General features: G+C 66.8%; 19 protein-coding genes and 3 tRNA genes. 20 read left to right on the forward strand and 2 right to left on the reverse strand.

Going from position 1 to position 20,296, the window contains the following annotated elements; translation table 11 throughout:
* The first annotated feature begins 39 nt into the window (after positions 1–39).
* Positions 40–1,185 (forward strand): serine hydrolase domain-containing protein, encoded by a 1,146-nt coding sequence (locus DBY63_RS05080; protein ID WP_108581412.1) that lies wholly within the window; start codon positions 40–42, stop codon positions 1,183–1,185.
* A gap of 18 nt (positions 1,186–1,203) precedes the next feature.
* Here DBY63_RS05080 and DBY63_RS05085 read toward each other — a convergent pair whose 3' ends face one another.
* Positions 1,204–1,797, reverse strand: coding sequence for an NYN domain-containing protein (locus DBY63_RS05085; RefSeq protein WP_042135709.1), 594 nt, complete (start codon positions 1,795–1,797; stop codon positions 1,204–1,206).
* 256 nt (positions 1,798–2,053) lie between these two features.
* Positions 2,054–2,473, reverse strand: coding sequence for a hypothetical protein (locus DBY63_RS05090; RefSeq protein WP_044342729.1), 420 nt, complete (start codon positions 2,471–2,473; stop codon positions 2,054–2,056).
* A 254-nt stretch (positions 2,474–2,727) separates the two neighbouring features.
* Here DBY63_RS05090 and DBY63_RS05095 point away from each other — a divergent pair, with 254 nt between their 5' ends.
* The 19 genes from DBY63_RS05095 (at position 2,728) to DBY63_RS05185 (ending at position 20,145) form a co-directional block, all read left to right on the forward strand.
* Positions 2,728–3,573 carry an OmpA family protein gene (locus DBY63_RS05095; protein ID WP_042135705.1) on the forward strand — a complete coding sequence of 282 codons (846 nt, stop codon included), beginning with the start codon at positions 2,728–2,730 and terminating at the stop codon, positions 3,571–3,573.
* Between the two features lie 80 nt (positions 3,574–3,653).
* A complete protein-coding gene (gene pdxH / locus DBY63_RS05100) occupies positions 3,654–4,301 on the forward strand; it encodes a pyridoxamine 5'-phosphate oxidase (protein WP_044342727.1) in 648 nt (215 codons plus the stop codon).
* 133 nt (positions 4,302–4,434) lie between these two features.
* Positions 4,435–4,899 (forward strand): membrane protein, encoded by a 465-nt coding sequence (locus DBY63_RS05105; RefSeq protein ID WP_007159112.1) that lies wholly within the window; start codon positions 4,435–4,437, stop codon positions 4,897–4,899.
* A 185-nt stretch (positions 4,900–5,084) separates the two neighbouring features.
* Complete coding sequence (locus tag DBY63_RS05110) at positions 5,085–6,305, forward strand: aspartate aminotransferase family protein (protein WP_108581413.1); 1,221 nt, start codon at positions 5,085–5,087, stop codon at positions 6,303–6,305.
* A gap of 62 nt (positions 6,306–6,367) precedes the next feature.
* On the forward strand, positions 6,368–7,387 hold the full coding sequence (aruF, locus tag DBY63_RS05115) for an arginine/ornithine succinyltransferase subunit alpha (protein ID WP_007159110.1): 1,020 nt from the start codon (positions 6,368–6,370) through the stop codon (positions 7,385–7,387).
* A gap of 26 nt (positions 7,388–7,413) precedes the next feature.
* Positions 7,414–8,421 (forward strand): arginine N-succinyltransferase, encoded by a 1,008-nt coding sequence (gene astA, locus DBY63_RS05120; protein WP_027602736.1) that lies wholly within the window; start codon positions 7,414–7,416, stop codon positions 8,419–8,421.
* A gap of 9 nt (positions 8,422–8,430) precedes the next feature.
* Positions 8,431–9,894, forward strand: a complete 1,464-nt coding sequence (astD, locus tag DBY63_RS05125; protein WP_108581414.1) for a succinylglutamate-semialdehyde dehydrogenase — start codon at positions 8,431–8,433, stop codon at positions 9,892–9,894.
* Positions 9,891–11,252 carry an N-succinylarginine dihydrolase gene (gene astB / locus DBY63_RS05130; protein ID WP_108581415.1) on the forward strand — a complete coding sequence of 454 codons (1,362 nt, stop codon included), beginning with the start codon at positions 9,891–9,893 and terminating at the stop codon, positions 11,250–11,252. The genes astD and astB overlap by 4 nt, the downstream gene beginning before the upstream one ends.
* Positions 11,253–11,266: 14 nt before the next feature.
* A complete protein-coding gene (locus DBY63_RS05135; protein ID WP_007159106.1) occupies positions 11,267–11,563 on the forward strand; it encodes a hypothetical protein in 297 nt (98 codons plus the stop codon).
* Between the two features lie 37 nt (positions 11,564–11,600).
* Positions 11,601–12,608, forward strand: coding sequence for a succinylglutamate desuccinylase (gene astE, locus DBY63_RS05140; protein WP_027602739.1), 1,008 nt, complete (start codon positions 11,601–11,603; stop codon positions 12,606–12,608).
* An 11-nt stretch (positions 12,609–12,619) separates the two neighbouring features.
* Positions 12,620–13,618 carry a low-specificity L-threonine aldolase gene (gene ltaE / locus DBY63_RS05145; RefSeq protein WP_108581416.1) on the forward strand — a complete coding sequence of 333 codons (999 nt, stop codon included), beginning with the start codon at positions 12,620–12,622 and terminating at the stop codon, positions 13,616–13,618.
* 185 nt (positions 13,619–13,803) lie between these two features.
* Positions 13,804–16,428, forward strand: coding sequence for an alanine--tRNA ligase (alaS, locus tag DBY63_RS05150; protein ID WP_108581417.1), 2,625 nt, complete (start codon positions 13,804–13,806; stop codon positions 16,426–16,428).
* Positions 16,429–16,512: 84 nt separating this feature from the next.
* Entirely contained in the window at positions 16,513–17,748 is a 1,236-nt protein-coding gene (locus tag DBY63_RS05155; RefSeq protein ID WP_007159102.1) for an aspartate kinase, read from the forward strand.
* A 155-nt stretch (positions 17,749–17,903) separates the two neighbouring features.
* Positions 17,904–18,089, forward strand: a complete 186-nt coding sequence (gene csrA / locus DBY63_RS05160) for a carbon storage regulator CsrA (RefSeq protein WP_007159101.1) — start codon at positions 17,904–17,906, stop codon at positions 18,087–18,089.
* A 61-nt stretch (positions 18,090–18,150) separates the two neighbouring features.
* Positions 18,151–18,241: transfer RNA gene (locus DBY63_RS05165), tRNA-Ser, on the forward strand.
* Between the two features lie 106 nt (positions 18,242–18,347).
* A tRNA-Arg gene (locus DBY63_RS05170) sits at positions 18,348–18,424 on the forward strand.
* Positions 18,425–18,484: 60 nt separating this feature from the next.
* Positions 18,485–18,561: transfer RNA gene (locus DBY63_RS05175), tRNA-Arg, on the forward strand.
* A gap of 142 nt (positions 18,562–18,703) precedes the next feature.
* A complete protein-coding gene (locus tag DBY63_RS05180) occupies positions 18,704–19,144 on the forward strand; it encodes a thioesterase family protein (protein ID WP_007159100.1) in 441 nt (146 codons plus the stop codon).
* 2 nt (positions 19,145–19,146) lie between these two features.
* A complete protein-coding gene (locus tag DBY63_RS05185) occupies positions 19,147–20,145 on the forward strand; it encodes a tRNA-dihydrouridine synthase (protein WP_027602742.1) in 999 nt (332 codons plus the stop codon).
* The last annotated feature ends 151 nt before the right edge of the window (positions 20,146–20,296 follow it).

Genomic DNA, 20,296 nt, shown 5'->3' on the forward strand with positions numbered 1-20,296 from the left:
AGCGCTATCGGTAAACACCTTAAACCCCCAGGAGCCCCCATGACCGTCCACGGCTACCATGACCTGAGATTCGAATCCGTCCGCGAAGCCTTCGCCGAATTGCTCGCAGCCGGTCAGACCCGCGGTGCGGCGCTGTGCGTCCAGGTCGGCGGTGAAACGGTGCTGGATCTCTGGGGCGGGATGGCCGACAAGGACGGCCAGACGCCCTGGCATACCGATACCCTGCTCAATCTGTTCTCCTGCACCAAGGCCTTCACCACGGTGGCGGCGCTGCAACTGGTGGAGGAGGGCAAGCTGGCCCTTGATGCGCCGGTCGCCGAACGCTGGCCGGAGTTCGCCGCCGCCGGCAAGGCCGACATCACCCTGCGGCAGTTGCTCAGCCACAGATCCGGCGTTTCCGCCTTGCGCGAACGCCTGGCGGGGGATGCCCTGTACGACTGGGACACCATGACCGCCGCGGTCGCCGCCGAGGCTCCCTGGTGGACGCCTGGCACCGCCCATGGCTATGCGCCCATCACCTTTGGCTGGCTGCTCGGCGAGCTGATCCGGCGCGCTGATGGCCGTAGCCCGGGCGAGGCCATCGTCGACCGTACCGCCGGGCGCCTGGACCTGGATTTCCATATCGGCCTGCCGGCCAGCGAAGACGAACGCGTCGCCCATATCGTGCGTGGAAAAGGCGTGCTGGGCGACGCCGCGGCGCAGCGCCTGCTCAAGACGACCATGAGCGATCCGGCGGCGCTGCCGACCCTGGCCTTTGGCAATCCGTCCGGGGTGCTCACCAGCACCAACAAGGCCGAATGGCGCCGCTTCCAGCAGCCGGCCGCCAACGGCCATGGCCATGCGCGTAGCCTGGCGGGCTTCTATGCCGGTCTGCTGGCCGGCGATCTGCTGGAATGGGAGACGCTTAGCGAGGCCCTGGTGGAGCACAGCCAGGGCGAGGACCGCACCCTACTCACGCCGACCCGCTTCGGCCTTGGCTTCATGCTCGACCAGCACGACCAGGCCAATGCCACCTACGGCTTAGGCCCCCAGGCCTTTGGCCATCCGGGGGCGGGCGGTTCGACCGGCTTCGCCGATCCGGAGCGCGAGGTGGCCTTTGGCTTTGTCACCAACACCCTCGGCCCCTATGTGCTGATGGATCCGCGCGCCCAGGCCCTGGCGCGCGCGGTGGGGGAGTGCCTGTAAGGACCTCGCGACGGGCGGCTAGCGGGCGATGGCCGCCTCGATGTCCTTGAATTCGATCACCCGGACATAGGGCGCGATCTCGCCGCTGATGGAGAAGTGCGCGCCGATCACCGTGACTTCGACCCCTTCGTTTTCCACCAGGTACTGCACCACCTCGTGGAAATCGCCATCACCCGCGACCAGGTACAGCTTCTTCCAGCCGCGCTTGGCATGGGAGCGCATCAGGTTGAAGGCCAGGCCGACATCGACGCCCTTCTGGCTCTTGGTGGTGTACTGCTCGCCGGTCGCCGGGTGCAGTATCGGCCCGCCACCCACGGAGGCAGGCCACTCGTGAGCCTTGCTCTGCAGCCAGTAGAGCTTGACCCTTAGACCGGCGCCCTTGGGTGGGGCCGAGCTGAGAAACTTGTTGAAGTTGGTCTGGGCGACGGTGGGCGGATCGCTGTCGCAGTTGAAGTAGTAGGCGTCGCCTATGGGTTCGCCCGCATCCTGCTCGATGAAAAGCCGCAGTTTGAGATAGTCGAATTTGGCGCCATATACCGAACCATTCCAGGCGCTCAGGGCGTAGGCGCCGTCGACAAACCAGGCGACGCCCGTTCGAGTTGTAGTAGCCATCGTATTGCTGGGACCAGGTTTTCTACCGTTGATGGGCGCACACCCGCACGCGGGATACGCGGTGCCTATTGTGGGCTTAATTCCCGGTTTGCGCCTCAGCTAACGCGAAGGAATTCCAGGGGGTGCATGCTAGAGCGCCCGCGAGGGTGAAGGCGTCGCTCCAGGCGACGGGGGAGGCGACCACCAGTTCGGTACGAGCGTCGTGCCAGGCCGCTGGCAGCAGCTTCAGCGCAGAGGCCGGCTGGCACTGGCGTAGTCAGATCGCCGTGCTGTCGCGCCCGTCGCCGGCGTGGGCGGCATCGACGATCAGCGTCGGCTGCAGCAGCCGGATTCGCGGTGCTACGTGGTAAGCACCGTCATCGTTATGTCGCAGGTAGAGCCGCTGGCAGCCCAGGCACCGCCATAGTGTGCTCTGGTTGCAGGGATAGAAGCGCGGCGCGATCGGGGCGGCGCTCGCCCAGTAGTGAGTGCCCGTCGGGTGATACTCCGCAAGGGTCGACTCCTCGGGCGCGTGGCGCGCCAGGGTGCCGACTCGGGCGAAATCCGCTTCCCGATAACCCACTGGCCAGGCTGTCCATCCCGACAGATCCCGCTGCTGGCAATGGCAGGCCTGGGTGATGGCTGCAGCGGTGGCGGCCAGTTCCTTCAGGGTCGCGACATCGATGAAGTCTTCCATGCCCAAGCCTCCTGCTGGTCGGGCGACCTTGCGCCCACGGATCTCGATTGTCGCCTGACCTATATGGATCTGGTCGAGGCGTGGCTCAAGACACGCCACTGGTCGGCGGATACGCAAATTTCGTGACTCCACCGCTTTGCCCGGCGTAGGTTTGCGGCCACAATCTCGAAACTACTTTAAGTTCACTCGTGCCGCCGGCTCTGGCCGGGGCATTGATTCACTCTGTCCTCCGGCTCGCCGATGGGAAACTTTGCATGAAGCTGATCAAATCCACCACCCTCATTCTCTGCATGGGCGTATCCGCCTGCAGCTCCTTCCAGGGAAATGGCGACCAGGCCGCCGCCCCCGCCAAGCCGGGCAATGCCCAGGCCAGCACCGCCACCAGTGGCAGCCACTGGTGGTGGCCGTTCGGCGGCAGCGACAAGGCGGCCGAGCCGGTCAAGCCGGTGGCCAAGGCCGCCGAGCCCAAGGCTGAAACCAAGGTCGCGGCGAAGGCGCCGGCGGCCAAGCCGGAGCAGGCCGCTGCGGCCGGCGAGAAGGGCAGTCACTGGTGGTGGCCCTTCGGCAGCGAAGACGTGAAGCCCGTCGCCAAGGCGGAAGTCCTCAAGCCGGTACCGGTCAAGGTCAGCAAGGCCTGGCTGGACGAGCACGAGCAGAAGCTGCGCGTCGCCGTGGCCGGCAGCAACGTCAAGGTCGAGCGTCGCGACGATGCCCTGGTGCTGGTGACCCCGGTGGACGGCTCCTTCAACCCGGATCGCGCCGAGATGCTGCTGCCGGTGATGCTCGGCCCGCTGTCGCGTTCGGCCAAGTCGGTGAGCGTGGATGAAGACAGCGCCGTGATCGTGCTCGGCTTCAGCGACAGCACCGGTGCCGCCGCGCTCAACGACAAGATCAGCCTGCAGCGCGCCCAGGCCGTGGCGGCGATCTTCCGTCTCAGTGGCTACAGCGGCAATCGCCTGATCGTGCGGGGTCTGGCGGCCGCCCATCCGCGTGCCGACAACACCACCGCCGCCGGCCGCGCCGCCAACCGCCGCGTCGAGGTGCTGATCCAGCCGCGCGCCACCGTGCTGGCCAGCCTGCAATCCCTGGCCGCGCGCTAGCCGCAAAGCTTGTCCTGAAGCAGGCGAGCGGGGCGGGACTTGGTTAAGCTAGGTCGACAACGACCTAGCAGGAGACCTCCATGTCACCGTCCCTCGCCGATATGCGTCGCGACTACACCCGCGACGGCCTGACCGAAGCCCAGGCACCCGCGGATCCCTATGCCCTGTTCGGGCAGTGGTTCGAAGAGGCGGTGCGCACCGAGCAGCCTCCCGTCGAAGCCAACGCCTGCTGGCTGGCCACCGTCGATGACGAGGGTCAGCCGCATTGCCGCGTGCTGCTGCTCAAGGGCGTCGATGCCCAGGGCTTCGTCTTCTACACCAACTACGACAGCGCCAAGGGCCAGCAGCTGGCCAGGCAACCCCGTGCGGCCATGACCTTCTTCTGGCCGGCGCTGGAGCGCCAGGTGCGTATCGAGGGGTTGGTGGAGCAGGTCTCTACCGAGGAATCCGACGCCTACTACCGGGTCCGCCCGCTGGGCAGTCGCCTGGGTGCCTGGGCCTCGCCGCAAAGCCAGGTCATCGCCGATCGTCACGAGCTGGAGCAGCGCCTGGCCGCCGTGCAGCAGCGCTTCGCCGACGGTGAGCCGAGCCGCCCGCCGTTCTGGGGTGGTTATCGTCTGAGGCCCCAACGCATCGAATTCTGGCAGGGCCGCTCCAGCCGCCTCCATGACCGGCTGGACTACCGGCGCGTGGAAGGCGAGTGGCAGCGCCAGCGCCTGGCACCTTAAGGCGTTCGCAAGGTACCGGCGTTACAGTCGCCGGAAACCTCCCCGGACGCCCTGGGTCAAGGATAATAGCGATCTGCGCCAGTACCGCTGCCCGGTACGGCCAGTGTCTTTCAACTGCCCTTGGAGTTGCCCCATGAACAGAGTCCTTCAGCTCGCCGCCTCCCTGACCGCCGTCGCCCTGCTGGCCGGCTGCGCCTCCGATCAGTCCGGCGACGTCTATTCGCGCGATGAGGCGCGGCAGGTGCAGACGGTCCGGACCGGTACCATCACCGCCCTGCGCCCGGTCACCATCGAGGGCACCAAGTCGCCGGTGGGCGCCGGGGCCGGTGCCGTAGTCGGTGGCATTGGCGGTAGCGCCATCGGCGGCGGTCGTGGCAGCTTCGTCACCGCCATCATCGGTGCAGTGGCCGGCGGCCTGCTGGGTGCCGCCACCGAAGAAGGCTTCACCAAGGCCAACGGGGTCGAGATCACCGTGAAGGAAGACGACGGCGGCTCCCGCGCCTACGTGCAGGCGGTCAACAAGGGCGAGATCTTCCGCGTGGGCGAGCGGGTGCGCATCCTGACCGTCAACGGCACCAGCCGCGTCGCGCCCAACTGATCTGCCGGACGTACCCGAAGGTACGTCCATGCCCTTCCAGAACGGGCGTCCGAATCGCTAGACTGCGAATCGGATGCCCGTTTGCGTTTTCGCCCGTAAATAGTTGTCGCCTGGGCGCAATGCCGCGCCTGGAGGCCGTCCTACAATCCCCCTCAGTCACCGCCGTGATCGGCAGGAGAACCCCGATGTCCGCTTCTCAACCCAACGTGCAACGCGCCGCCTTCGATGAGGTGATGGTCCCGACCTACGCCCCCGCCGCGTTCATTCCGGTGCGAGGAGAGGGCTCCCGCGTTTGGGACCAGGCCGATCGCGAATACGTCGATTTTGCAGGCGGTATCGCCGTCAGCGCCCTGGGCCATGGCCATCCCGCGCTGATCAACGCCCTGACCGATCAGGCCGGCAAGCTCTGGCACGTCTCCAACATCTACACCAATGAGCCTGCCCTGCGCCTGGCGCGCAAGCTGGTGGACCACACCTTCGCCGACCGGGTGTTCTTCGCCAACTCCGGCGCCGAAGCCAACGAGGCGGCCTGCAAGCTGGCCCGTCGCTATGGCCATGACGTCAGCGGCGGCAGCCGTTACGAGATCGTCGCCGCCACCAACAGCTTCCACGGCCGGACCCTGTTCACGGTCAGCGTCGGCGGTCAGCCCAAGTATTCCGATGGCTTCGGTCCCAAGATCGAAGGCATCCGCCACGTGCCCTACAACGACCTGGCCGCTCTCGAAGCCGTGGTCTCGGACAAGACCTGCGCGGTCATCCTCGAACCCATCCAGGGCGAGGGCGGCGTGCTGCCGGCCGACCAGACCTACCTGGAGGGCGCGCGTCGCCTGTGCGACGCCCATGGCGCCCTGCTGATCTTCGACGAGGTGCAGAGCGGGGTCGGTCGCAGCGGTCATCTCTACGCCTACCAGCACTATGGCGTGGTACCGGACATCCTCACCACCGCCAAGAGCATCGGCGGCGGCTTTCCGCTGGCGGCCATGCTGACCACCGAGAAGGTCGCCCAGCACTTCAGCGCCGGCGTGCACGGCAGCACCTATGGCGGCAACCCGCTGGGCTGCGCCGTGGGCGCCGCGCTGCTGGACATCGTCGCCACCCCGGAAACCCTGGCCGGTGTCGCTGCCCGTCATCAGCGCTTCGTCGCCGGTCTGGAGCAGCTCAATGCCCGCTATGGCCTGTTCCAGCAGATCCGCGGGCTGGGCCTGCTGATCGGCGCCGTGCTCAACGACAGCTGGAAGGGGCGCGCCAAGGACATCGTCACCGCCGCCAACGAAGAGGGTCTGATGATCCTGCAGGCCGGTCCCGACGTGCTGCGCATGGCGCCGAGCCTGATCATCTCCGAGACCGATATCGACGAAGGCCTGGCCCGCCTGGATCGCGCCCTGGCGCGTCTCACCCAAGGCTAATCTCCGGACGCGGGACGCGTACCGCTGGCATCCAGGGATGGATCCGTACACAAGGAGTTCTCATGCTGGTAATGCGCCCTGCGCGCGCGGCGGATCTGCCCCTGGTCCAGCGGCTCGCCGCGGATAGCCCGGTTGGCGTCACCTCGCTGCCCGACAACCCCGAGCGGTTGCGCGACAAGATCCGCACCTCGGAGTCGTCGCTGGCGGCCGAGGTGGGCTTTCATGGCGAGGAGAGCTATTTCTTCGTGCTCGAAGACACCACCAGCGGCGAGCTGCTGGGCTGTTCGGCCATCGTCGCCTCGGCCGGTTTCTCCGAGCCCTTCTACAGCTTTCGCAACGAGACATTCATCCACGCCTCGCGCGAGCTGAAGATCCACAACAAGGTGCATGTGCTGTCGCTCTGTCACGACCTGACCGGCAACAGCGTGCTCAGCAGCTTCTATGTCCAGCGCCCGCTGCTCGACACCCCCCACGCCGAACTCAACTCCCGTGCCCGCCTGCTGTTCATGGCCGCCCACCCGGCGCGCTTCGCCGAAACGGTGGTGGTGGAAATCGTCGGGCTGGCGGACGATGACGGCGAATCGCCGTTCTGGAACGGGGTAGGGCGCAACTTCTTCGATATGGACTACGCCGCCGCCGAGCGCCTGTCCGGGCAGAAGAGCCGCACCTTTCTCGCCGAACTGATGCCCACCTATCCGCTCTATGTACCCCTGCTGCCCGACAGCGCCCAGGAGGCCATGGGTCAGGTGCATCCCCGCGCCCAGATCACCTTCGACATCCTCAGCCGCGAGGGCTTCGAGACCGACAACTACATCGACATCTTCGATGGCGGTCCGACCCTGCACGCCCGCACCACGGCCATCCGCTCCATCGCCGAGAGCCGCCTGGCGCCGGTGAGCGAAGGGGCCCCGGCCGGCGAGGAGGCGCCCTGGTTCCTGATCGCCAACGACGGCCTGGAAAACTTCCGGGCACTGGCCACGCCGCTGCGCTGGGCGCCTGGCGAGCCCGTCGTCCTTTCCCCCGAGCAGATCGCCACCCTGGAGATCGCCGAAGGCGACCGGGTTCGTCTGGTAGCGCTGTAGCCGACCCTAGCGTCTTTGGAGGTCCGATGATCGTCCGTCCCGTCACCCGTGCCGATGTGCCCGCGCTGCTGCAGCTGGCGCAGGCGGCCGGCGCCGGTCTCACCACCCTGCCGGCCAGCGAAGAACGCCTGGCGCAGCGGGTGGAAAATGCCGAGCGCAGCTTTCTGCGCCAGGCCGAATCCGCCGATGCGGACTATCTCTTCGCCCTGGAAGAAGACGGCGAGGTCATCGGCATCGCCGGGATCGCCGCCGCCCTGGGTCTGCGCGAGCCCTGGTACAACTACCGGGTCGGGCTGACGGTGAGCGCCTCGCGCGAACTGGACATCCACCGGCAGATCCCCACGCTGTTCCTGGCCAACGACATGACCGGCAGCTCCGAGCTCTGCTCGCTGTTCCTGCGCGCGGATCGCCGCGGCGGCGCGGCCGGGCGCCTGCTGTCCAAGTCGCGCTTCCTGTTCATCGCCGAATTCCGCGAGCTGTTCGCCGAACGCATCATCGCCGAGTTGCGCGGCATGTCCGACGACCAGGGGCAGTCGCCGTTCTGGGAGGGCCTGGGCCGCCACTTTTTCAAGATGGAATTCTCCCAGGCGGATTATCTCACCGGCATCGGCAATCGCGGCTTCATCGCCGAGCTGATGCCGCGCTTCCCGCTCTATACCTGCTTCCTGTCAGCGGAAGCGCGCCAGGTGATCGGCAAGGTACACCCCGATACCGAGGCCGCCCGCCGCCTGCTGGAGGCCGAGGGCTTCAACTACCAGGGCTACGTCGACATCTTCGATGCCGGTCCGACCCTGGAAGCCGAGACCGCCAAGGTGCGCGCGATCCGCGACAGCCAGCGCCTGGTACTGGCAGTGGGCACGCCGGGCGATGACGCCGAGGTCTATCTGATCCACAACCGCAAGTGCCAGGACTGCCGCATCACCAGCGCCCGCGCGCGCCTGGCTTCGGGCACCCTGGTGGTCGATCTGGCCACCGCCCGCGAATTGCGGTTGATGGCCGGCGCCCAGGTGCGCGCCGTGCGCCTGATGCCCTGAGGAGACCCGATGGATAGCCTGTACATAGCGGGACAGTGGCGCCCCGGCAGGGGCGAGGTGTTCAGTTCGCTCGATCCCTACGACGGCGCCGAGCTCTGGCAGGGCGCCGCCGCGGATGCAGCGGACGTCGACCAGGCGATCGCCGCAGCGCGCCAGGCCTTTCCCGCCTGGGAAAGGCGCGGCCAGGCCGCGCGCCTGGAGATCCTGCAGGCCTTTGCCCAGGCGCTGCAACAACGCCGCTCCGCGCTGACCCGGGCCCTCGCCGAGGAAACCGGCAAGCCGCTGTGGGAAGCCGATACCGAACTCGGCAGCATGATCGCCAAGGTGGCCATCTCCGCCCAGGCCGAGGCGGCCCGTAGTGGCGAGCGCTCGGCCAGCGTGGCGGATGCCCGTAGCGTCACCCGTCATCGGCCGCATGGTGTCCTGGCGGTCTTCGGTCCCTACAACTTTCCCGGCCATTTGCCCAACGGCCATATCGTGCCTGCGCTACTGGCCGGCAACACGGTGGTGTTCAAGCCCAGCGAGCTGACGCCGCGTTTTGCCGCTCTGACCCTGGAGTGCTGGATCGCCGCCGGACTGCCGGCCGGGGTACTCAATCTGGTGCAGGGCGGTCGGACCACCGGTGAGGCCCTGGCCGCGCATCCGGGCCTGGACGGCATCCTCTTCACCGGCTCCAGCGCCACCGGAGCGGCGCTGCATCGGCTCAATGCGGAGCGTCCGCAGCGACTGCTGGCCCTGGAGATGGGCGGCAACAATCCCTTGGTGGTGGCGCCGGTGGCCGATCTGGACGCCGCCGTGGTGACCATCGTCCAGTCGGCCTTTCTCTCCGCGGGGCAGCGCTGCACCTGCGCCCGCCGCCTGCTCGTGCCCCAGGGTGCCTGGGGCGATGCCCTACTGGCGCGCCTGGTGGCCGTCAGCGCCGGTCTCGGCATCGGTCGCTTCGACGCCGATCCGCCGCCCTTCATGGGCACCGTCATCTCCCTCGCCGCTGCCCAGGCCCTGCTGCGGAGCCAGGCCCAGCGTCTGGCGCAGGGCGGTCGGGCACTGCTGGAGCTGCGCCAGCCGGACGCCCAACGGGCGCTGCTCACGCCGGGGATCATCGAGGTGTCGGGCATCGCCGACCTGCCCGACGAAGAGGTCTTCGGGCCGCTGTTGCAGGTCCAGCGCTATGACGACTTCGACCAGGCCCTGGCCCTCGCCAATGCCACCCGCTTCGGCCTGGCGGCCGGGCTGCTGGCCGACGACCCGGCCCTCTACGAACGTTTCTGGCAGGGCGTGCGCGCCGGCATCGTCAACTGGAATCGGCCTCTGACCGGAGCGGCCAGCGCGGCGCCCTTCGGCGGCGTCGGTGCCTCGGGCAACCACCGCCCCAGCGCCTACTACGCCGCGGACTACTGCGCCTTCCCGGTCGCCTCGCTGGAAAGCGACGCCCTGACCCTGCCTAGCCAATTGCCTCCAGGATTACCGCTATGAGTCAACTCGCCCCTGCTGCTCGAGAGGTCAATTTCGACGGCCTGGTCGGTCCGACCCACAACTATGCCGGCCTGTCCTATGGCAACGTGGCCTCCCAGGCCAGCAAGCAGCAGTGCTCGAATCCGCGCGAGGCCGCGCGCCAGGGCCTGGCCAAGATGCAGGCGCTGATGGAGCTGGGCTTCGAACAGGGCGTGCTGGCCCCCCACGAAAGACCCGACATCGCCTCGCTGCGGCGTCTGGGATTCGCCGGCAGCGATGCCCAGGTACTGGAAAGCGCCGCACGCGAAGCCTTGCCGCTGCTCCTGTCGGCCAGTTCCGCCTCGGCCATGTGGACGGCCAACGCCGCCACCGTCAGCCCCAGCGCCGACACCCGCGATGGCCGCGTGCATTTCACCCCGGCCAACCTGGCCTGCAAGTTCCACCGCAGCCTCGAACCCAGCACAACAGCGCGCATCCTCCAGGCGATGTTTCGCGATTCCGCGCATTTCCAGCACCATGCGCCGCTGCCCTCGGTGGCCCAGTTCGGCGACGAGGGCGCGGCCAACCACACCCGCTTCAGTCGCGATCATGGCGCCCCGGGCGTGGAGTTCTTCGTCTTCGGCCGCAGCGCCTTCGATCCGCGCTATCCCGAGCCTCATCGCTATCCGGCGCGCCAGACCCTGGAAGCCTCCCAGGCCATCGCCCGGCTGCATGGCCTGAGCGAGGAGGGCGTGGTCTTCGCCCAGCAGAATCCGGCGGTGGTGGACCAGGGCGTCTTCCACAACGACGTCATCTCGGTGGGCAACGCCCAGGTGCTGTTCCACCATGAGGACGCCTTTCTCGACAGCGACCGGGTGCTGGACGAATTGCAAGCCAAGCTCGCCCGACGCGGCGGCCAGCTGCAGCGCCTCTGCGTGCGTCGCAGCGAGATCAGCGTCGGCGACGCCGTGCGCTCCTATCTGTTCAACAGCCAGCTACTGGATCGGCCGGGGCAGGGCGCGCTGCTGGTGGTGCCCGACGAGTGCCGGCAGAATCCGGCGGTCTGGGACTATCTGCAGGCCCAGGTCAGCGGCGCGGGCCCGCTGGGCGAGGTCAAGGTCTTCGATCTCAAGCAGAGCATGCAGAACGGCGGCGGCCCCGCCTGCCTGCGGCTGCGGGTGGCGCTCGCCCCTGAGGAGCTGGCCGCGGTGAATCCGGGAGTGCGCTTCACCCCGGCGCTGCATGCCCAGTTGCTCGACTGGGTGGATCGGCACTACCGCGACCGCCTGGCACCGACGGATCTCGCCGATCCCCAGTTGCTGGGCGAGGTCCGCACCGCCCTCGACGAGTTGACCCAGTTGCTGGGCCTCGGCTCGGTCTATCCCTTTCAATTGCCCTGACGTCCGGAGCCCCCATGAGCAACCGTCTCGATCTCATCCTCGAACCCACCGCCGACGAGCAGCAGACGCTGCAGGTCCAGCGCCTGGCCATCCGCCTGGCCGGTCGCGACCTCTGGCTGGAAGCCGATGGCGCCGGTGGCCTCAATATCTTCGCCGACTCCCAGGATGACGAAGAGCAGACCCCGGTCCTGGTGCTGCGCCCTCAGGCCCTCAATGCCCTGGGCCTGTCCATCGCCCTGGAGACCTTCGCCGACGACGGCGATGAGAATCATGTGCATGACGCCGATTGCGGTTGCGGCCACGATCATTGAGTATCTAGCTCCGACACGTCGCTCAGCGGAGTAGAGCATGGCTGCATCTGAACGTTATCGGCTGGCGCTTGGCCGCCTGCTGGACCTGACCCTGGCCGGCCGCGAGCCGACCGAGAAGATTCAACTGACTGCCGACGGCACCCGTCTCCACTGGCTGACCGAAGGCGTGCTGGAAGTCACTCCGCCGGTGGCGCGCGACAACCGCATGGACCTGCTGCTCTCGGCGGGCATCCATGGCAACGAGACGGCGCCCATGGAGCTGCTCGACGAGTTGCTCGGCGGCATCGCCAGCGGCGCCCTGCGTCCCGCCTGCCGCCTGTTGTTCATGTTCGGCAATCCCGACGCCATGCGCCGCGGCACCCGCTATGTCGAGCAGGACCTGAATCGCCTGTTCAATGGCCGCCATGCTCAGGCCGAAGGTCCCGAGGCGCAACGCGCCAACGACCTGGAACGCCTGTCCGCGCAATTCTTCAGCAAGCCGGATCGGGCGCGCCTGCACTACGACCTGCACACCGCTCTGCGGGCCTCGGCGCTGCCGCGTTTCGCCCTCTATCCCTGGAGCGCCGGGCGCGAGCATTCGGAAGCCGAGTTGCAGCGTCTCGAAGCCGCCGGTATCGAAGCCGTGCTGCTCTACGACAAGCCGGGCATCACCTTCAGCGCCTATACCTATGCCGAGTGCCAGGCCGAAGCCCTGACCCTGGAGCTGGGCCAGGCGCGGCCCTTCGGCGAGAACAGCGAACTCGATCTGAGTCGCCTGCGGCTGCTGCTCGAGGCGCTGATCGAAGGCCGCGAAGCCGAGCTGCCGCCGCCGGATTCCTCTTTGCTGAGATTCCGCGTGGCGCGCCAGGTGTACAAGTCCAGTCCGCGCTTCCAGTTGCACCTGGCCGACGACGTGGCCAACTTCTCGCCGCTGCGCCAGGGTTCGCTGCTGGCCGAAGACGGCAGCGAGCGCTGGATCGTCGACGAAGCCGAGGCGCGCATCATCTTTCCCAATCCCAAGGTCGCCGTTGGCCTGCGGGCCGGACTCATCGTGGTCCCTGCCTAAGGAACGACCTCATGATCGATCTGCGCAGCGATACCGTCACCCAGCCCACCCCGGCCATGCGTCAGGCCATGCTGGCCGCCGAGCTGGGCGATGACGTCTACGGCGAAGACCCCACCGTCACCCGCCTGGAACAGCGTCTGGCGGGCGATCTGGGCCTGGAAGCCGGACTCTTCGTGCCCAGCGGCACCATGAGCAATCTGCTCGGACTGCTGGCGCACTGCGAGCGGGGCGACGAATACCTGGTCGGCCAGCAGGCCCACACCTACAAGTACGAAGGGGGCGGCGCCGCGGTGCTCGGTTCCATCCAGCCGCAACCCATAGAGATGACCGCCGACGGCAGCCTCGACCTCGATCTGGTGCGCAGCTACATCAAGGCCGATGACTTCCACTTCGCCCGCACCCGGCTGCTGGCCCTGGAAAACACCATGCACGGCAAGGTGCTGCCGCTGACCTATCTGGCCGCGGCACGCGCCTTCACCCGGGAACACGGCCTGGCCCTGCATCTGGACGGCGCGCGGCTGTACAACGCCGCGGTCAAGCTCGGCGTACCGGCGCGCGAGATCAGCCAGCATTTCGATTCGGTCTCGGTCTGTCTGTCCAAGGGCCTCGGGGCGCCGGTGGGGTCGGTGCTCTGCGGCGATGCCGCCCTGATCGCCAAGGCGCGCCGCTGGCGCAAGGTGGTCGGCGGCGGCATGCGCCAGGCCGGCATGCTGGCAGCGGCCGGTCTGCATGCCCTCGACCACCAGGTCGAGCGCCTGGCCGAGGACCATGCCCACGCGGCGCAGCTCGGCACCGCCCTGGCCGAACTCGGCTATCAGGTGGAGCCGGTGCAGACCAACATGGTCTACCTCGCCCTGGGCGACGGGGCTCCCGCCCTGCAGGCCTTCCTGGCCGAACGCGGCATCCGCATCAGTCCTGCGCCGCGCCTGCGACTGGTCACCCATCTGGACGTCAGCGCCGCCGATATCGAGGCGGTCATCGCCGCTTTCGCCACCTACCGCCGCCGCTAAGTCTTCCGACGACGTTTTTCCTGCGCAACCGGGGCGACACCGGGGCGCAGGCGTCGATATACTCCCAGACATGCGTGTCCGTTTTCCGCACGTGCCGCGTCTGCGGCGCCCGCTCCGTTCGTCTCGTCTGCGATCCAGTCGGATGCCCGTCACGCGCGTCGAAAAGCCCATTGTCTGGAATGAATATGAAAAGCGCCGAAATCCGCGAAGCCTTCCTCCGCTTCTTCGAAGAGAAGGGGCACACCCGGGTCGCCTCCAGTTCGCTGATCCCCGCGAACGATCCGACCCTGCTGTTCACCAACGCCGGGATGAACCAGTTCAAGGACTGCTTCCTCGGCATGGAAAAGCGCAGCTACACCCGCGCCGCCACCAGCCAGAAGTGCGTGCGCGCGGGCGGCAAGCACAACGACCTGGAGAACGTCGGCTACACGGCGCGTCACCACACCTTCTTCGAGATGCTGGGCAACTTCAGCTTCGGCGACTACTTCAAGCGCGACGCCATCACCTTCGCCTGGGAATTCCTCACCTCGCCGCAGTGGCTGGGTCTGCCCCGGGAAAAGCTCTGGGTCACCGTCTACGCCACCGATGACGAGGCCTACGACATCTGGACCAAGGAAGTCGGGGTGCCCGAGGCGCAGATGGTGCGCATCGGCGACAACAAGGGCGCGCCCTATGCCTCGGACAACTTCTGGACCATGGGCGACACCGGTCCCTGCGGCCCCTGCACCGAGATCTTCTTCGACCACGGTCCCGAGATCTGGGGCGGCCCGCCCGGCTCGCCGGAAGAAGACGGCGATCGCTACATCGAGATCTGGAACAACGTCTTCATGCAGTTCAACCGCACCGCCGATGGCGTCCTGCATCCGCTGCCGGCGCCCAGCGTCGACACCGGCATGGGCCTGGAGCGGGTGAGCGCCGTGCTGCAGCACGTGCACTCGAACTACGAGATCGATCTGTTCCAGCAGCTGCTGGCGGCCTCGGCCGAGGCCATCGGTTGCGCCAACGACGACGCCCCCTCGCTCAAGGTGGTGGCCGACCACATCCGTTCCTGCAGCTTCCTGATCGCCGATGGCGTGCTGCCGTCCAACGAAGGCCGTGGCTACGTGCTGCGTCGCATCATTCGTCGCGCCTGCCGCCACGGCAACAAGCTGGGCGCCAAGGGCACCTTCTTCCACAAGATCGTCGCCGCCCTGGTGGCCGAGATGGGCCAGGCCTATCCCGAGCTGGTCCAGCAGCAGGCGCACATCGAGCGCGTGCTGCGCACCGAGGAAGAGCAGTTCGCCAAGACCCTGGAGCAGGGCCTGAAGATCCTCGAACAGGATCTGGCGCAGCTGCAGGGCGACACCATTCCCGGTGACGTGGTGTTCAAGCTCTATGACACCTACGGCTTCCCGGTCGACCTGACCAACGACATCGCCCGCGAGCGCAACCTCAACCTCGACGAGGCTGGTTTCGAGCGCGAGATGGAAGCCCAGCGCGAGCGCGCCCGCTCCGCCAGCGCCTTCGGCGTGGACTACAACAGCCTGGTCAAGGTCGAGGGCGAGACCCGCTTCCTCGGCTACGACACCACCAGCGCCTCGGGCACCATCGTCGCCCTGTACCGCGCCGGCCAGCCGGTGGACAGCCTCGCCGAAGGCGAGGAGGGCGTGGTCATCCTCGACCAGACGCCGTTCTATGGTGAATCCGGTGGCCAGGTCGGCGATACCGGTACCCTGGAAAGCGCCGGTGTCGGCTTTGCCGTGCGCGACACCACCAAGACCCAGGGGGCCTTCCTGCACCACGGCGTGGTGACCAAGGGCAGCCTCAATGTCGGCACCGCGCTGATGGCCCAGGTCGATGCCGGGCGCCGCCAGGGCATCGCCCTGAACCACTCCGGTACCCATTTGCTGCACGCCGCCCTGCGCCAGGTGCTGGGCGACCATGTCCACCAGAAGGGCTCCCTGGTCAACGACCAGCGCCTGAGATTCGACTTCAGCCACTTCGAGGCCATCAAGCCCGAGGAGCTCAAGCGCATCGAGACCATCGTCAACGAAGAGATCCGCAAGAACAGCGCGGTGACCACCGAGGTCATGGCCATCGACGAGGCCAAGGCCCGCGGCGCCATGGCGCTGTTCGGCGAGAAGTACGGCGACGTGGTGCGCGTGGTCGGCATGGGCGGTGAATTCTCCGTCGAGCTGTGCGGTGGTACCCACGTCGCCCAGACCGGCGACATCGGCCTGCTCAAGCTGGTCAGCGAAGGCGGCGTGGCCTCCGGCGTGCGCCGCGTGGAAGCCATCACCGGCACCGCGGCCCTGGCCTACCTCAACGGCGCCGAAGAGCAGCTGCGCGAAGCCGCCAGCCTGCTCAAGGGCAGTCGCGACAACGTGCTGGACAAGCTGGCCGCGCTGGTCGAGCGCAATCGCCAGCTGGAAAAGGAAATCGAGCAGCTCAAGGCCAAGGCCGCCAGTGCCTCGGCTGGTGATCTGGTGGACCAGGCGCAGGACGTCAAGGGCGCCAAGGTGCTGACCGCGCGCCTCGACGGTCTCGACGGCAAGGCGCTGCTGGCGCTGGTCGACCAGCTCAAGAACAAGCTCGGCAGCGGCATGATCCTGCTCGGTGGCGAAGCCGACGGCAAGGTGGTGCTGGTGGCCGGCGTCACCGCCGACCTGACCGCCAGGCTCAAGGCCGGCGAGCTGATGAAGCGCGCCGCGGCCGTGGTCGGTGGCAAGGGCGGCGGTCGTCCGGACATGGCTCAGGGCGGCGGCACCGATGCCAGCCAGCTTGAAGCGGCCCTGGCCTGCGCCGCGCAGTACGCCGAGGAAAGCCTCTAAGAGCGCCGCGGGTCGCCGGGGAGGGCGGCCCGCTTCCTCCCTCAACAACTTGAATCAGATTTTTCTGCGGACGGGCAGCAAGCAATGGCATTGATCGTACAGAAATTCGGCGGTACCTCGGTGGGTACGGTGGAGCGTATCGAGCAGGTCGCCGAGAAGGTGAAACGCTTCCATGAGGCGGGCGACCAGATCGTGGTGGTGGTATCGGCCATGAGTGGCGAGACCAATCGCCTGATCGGCCTCGCCAAGCAGATCATGGAGCAACCCGATCCGCGCGAGCTGGATGTCATGGTCTCCACCGGCGAGCAGGTCACCATCGGCCTGCTGGCCATGGCGCTGCTCAAGCGCGGCGTCCAGGCGGTGTCCTATACCGGCAACCAGGTGCGTATCCTCACCGACAGCGCCCACACCAAGGCGCGCATCCAGCAGATCGACGATGCCCGCATCCGCGCCGAGCTCAAGGCCGGCAAGGTGGTGGTCGTGGCCGGCTTCCAGGGCGTTGACGAGCAGGGCAACATCACCACCCTGGGCCGTGGTGGCTCCGACACCACCGGCGTGGCCCTGGCGGCCGCGCTGAAGGCCGACGAGTGCCAGATCTATACCGACGTCGACGGCGTCTACACCACCGATCCGCGCGTGGTGCCCCAGGCCCAGCGCCTGGACAAGATCACCTTCGAGGAAATGCTGGAAATGGCCAGCCTCGGCTCCAAGGTGCTGCAGATCCGTTCGGTGGAGTTCGCCGGCAAGTACAACGTGCCGCTGCGCGTGCTGCACAGCTTTCAGGAGGGTCCGGGCACCCTCATTACCCTTGATGAAGAGGAATCCATGGAACAGCCGATCATCTCCGGCATCGCCTTCAACCGTGACGAAGCCAAGCTGACCATTCGCGGTGTGCCGGATACCCCCGGCGTGGCCTTCAAGATCCTCGGCCCGATCAGCGCGGCCAACATCGAAGTCGACATGATCGTGCAGAACGTCGCGCACGATAACACCACCGACTTCACCTTCACCGTGCACCGCAACGACTACCAGAGCGCCCTGGAGATCCTCAAGCGCACCGGCGTCGAGATCGGCGCTCGGGAGTCCGTCGGCGACACCAAGATCGCCAAGGTTTCCATCGTTGGCGTCGGCATGAGATCCCATGCCGGCGTGGCCAGCCAGATGTTCGAAGCCTTGGCCAAGGAGAGCATCAACATCCAGATGATCTCCACTTCCGAAATCAAGGTGTCGGTGGTCATCGAGGAGAAATACCTCGAACTCGCCGTCCGCGCCCTGCACACCGCCTTCGAACTCGACGCCCCCGCACGCGGCGCCGAGTGACCCGCCAGATGAGGTTCCTGCCACAGGGACCTCATCCGACGCGGGTTCTGCGGAACTTTACTTGCATGGACAGAGGTCAATAGCGACTAGAGGGTCCATTCAGGGATCGTTTCGGTTCATACGTGCAGACTGAGTTAAAGCTTAAGGAGAATGGAATGCTTATTTTGACTCGTCGGGTTGGTGAGACCCTGATGGTGGGTGATGAAGTCACCGTGACGGTACTGGGAGTCAAGGGCAACCAGGTCCGCATCGGCGTCAATGCGCCCAAGGAAGTCGCGGTTCATCGCGAGGAAATCTACCAGCGCATCCAGAAGGAAAAGGACCAAGAACCAAACCACTGATTTTTTTTGAATTTTTCTCTTTGCAAACGGGCAAACCTTCGATATAGTTTCGCCCCGTTGCGGTGAGGTGGCCGAGTGGCCGAAGGCGCTCCCCTGCTAAGGGAGTACACCTCAAAAGGGTGTCGAGGGTTCGAATCCCTCCCTCACCGCCATTTGCTTCAAACTGGCTCCGCTGTACTGACCGATTGGTAAGTACCTGATAAACAAGCAAATTTGCTTGACACGTCAGAAACGGAAGCTAGAATACGCAGCTTCAACGCACTCGTAGCTCAGCTGGATAGAGTACTCGGCTACGAACCGAGCGGTCGGAGGTTCGAATCCTCCCGAGTGCGCCAAATCGACGAAGCCTCTGGCTTCAGCAGTACCAGCGGTGTTCTGGCTAAACGCACCGAAACGCACTCGTAGCTCAGCTGGATAGAGTACTCGGCTACGAACCGAGCGGTCGGAGGTTCGAATCCTCCCGAGTGCGCCAAACATGAAGAAGGGCCTGCAGCGATGCAGGCCCTTTTTTATTGTCTGCGGATTCGTGCCAGTATCCGCGACCGTTGGCTTGGCCAGGACTCCGTCCGGTCAGGCCGTGCGTCTTTTGACCTTGCCCGCGAGAGGGTATCTTCATGCAGTGGGACAGACCGACTCCCCACCTCCTGCCGCTGCGCATCGGTGCCGAGCACATCGACGGCCTGGGTCATGCCAACAACGCCGTGTACGTCAGCTGGCTCGAACAGTGCGCCTGGCAGCATTCGGCGGCCCTGGGCCTGGATCTCGCCACCTTCCAGCGGCTGGATCGTGCCATGGCCGTGGTGCGCCACGAGATCGACTATCTCAGCAGCGGCTATCAGGACGATGAGCTGGTATTGGGCACCTGGCTGGTGGACTGGGATCGTCGTCTGCGCATGACCCGGCAATTCCAGCTGCAGCGTCCCGCCGATGGCGTGACCCTGCTGCGCGCCCGGACGACCTTCGTCTGCATCGAGCTGTCTTCCGGCAAGCCCAGGCGCATGCCACCCGAATTCCTGGCCGGTTATGGCCAGGCACTACCTGGCGAGGACGTCTGAGCATGGAGATCGCCCTGGCGCCCATGGAGGGCCTCGTCGACGACATCCTGCGGGAATTGCTGACCGAGGTCGGTGGACTCGACTGGTGCGTGAGCGAATTCATCCGTGTCTGCGATCGCCTGCTGCCGGCGGCGGCCTTCGCCAAGCTGGCACCTGAGCTGGAGCAGGGCGCGCGCACGCCGTCGGGTACGCCCATGCGGGTGCAGCTGCTGGGTTCGGATCCGGCCTGCCTGGCCGACAACGCGGCCTTCGCCTGCACCCTGGGCGCCCCGGTGATCGATCTCAACTTCGGCTGCCCGGCCAAGACCGTCAACAAGTCCCGCGGCGGGGCGGTGCTGCTCAAGGAGCCGGAGCTGCTCAACCGGATCGTCGAGAGCGTGCGCCAGGCCGTGCCGGCGCACATTCCGGTCACCGCCAAGATGCGCCTGGGCTACGACAGTCCGAACGCCGCCCTGGCCTGCGCCGAGGCCCTGGCCGAGGGTGGCGCGGCGCAACTGGTGGTCCATGCGCGGACCAAGGTCGAGGGCTACAAGCCGCCGGCGCACTGGGAATGGGTGGCGCGGGTGGCCGACCGGGTATCCGTTCCGGTGCTGGCCAACGGCGAGATCTGGACCCTGGACGACTACTGGCGTTGCCGCAGCGTCAGCGGCCAGGCCTCGGTGATGCTGGGGCGCGGCCTGGTCTCGCGACCGGACCTGGCGCTGCAGATCGCCGCGGCGGTACGCGGAGAGGAGACCGCGGCGCAGGGCTGGGCCGAGATCCTGCCGCGGGTACAACGCTTCTGGGTCATGGCGCAGCGCAAGCTGGCGCCGCGCTACGCCCCCGGTCGCCTCAAGCAGTGGCTGGGCATGCTGACCCGCAGCTATCCCGAGGCCGCGGCCCTGTTCGCCGAGGTGCGGCGCGAATCCGATTGCGCCTTGATCGACCGCCTGCTCGGCATGGCCGGGCACAATCCAGCCGAACTTGATCTCGATCAAGAACGCCGGCCGCAACTCGTCTAGTCTCTGGGGAGTGGTGACGACGGAGCGTCGTCGCTCGAGCACGCAAGGCACTTCAGGCGACCCCGGGTCGCCTTTTTTTCGTCTGGGCGCCCGCCTGGAACTTCGCCTGGGCCACGCGGCCTATGCTGGACCCCCTGCACACCAAGAGCCG

This window comes from Pseudomonas sp. RIT411, from assembly GCF_003057735.2.
Taxonomy (GTDB): domain Bacteria; phylum Pseudomonadota; class Gammaproteobacteria; order Pseudomonadales; family Pseudomonadaceae; genus Chryseomonas; species Chryseomonas oryzihabitans.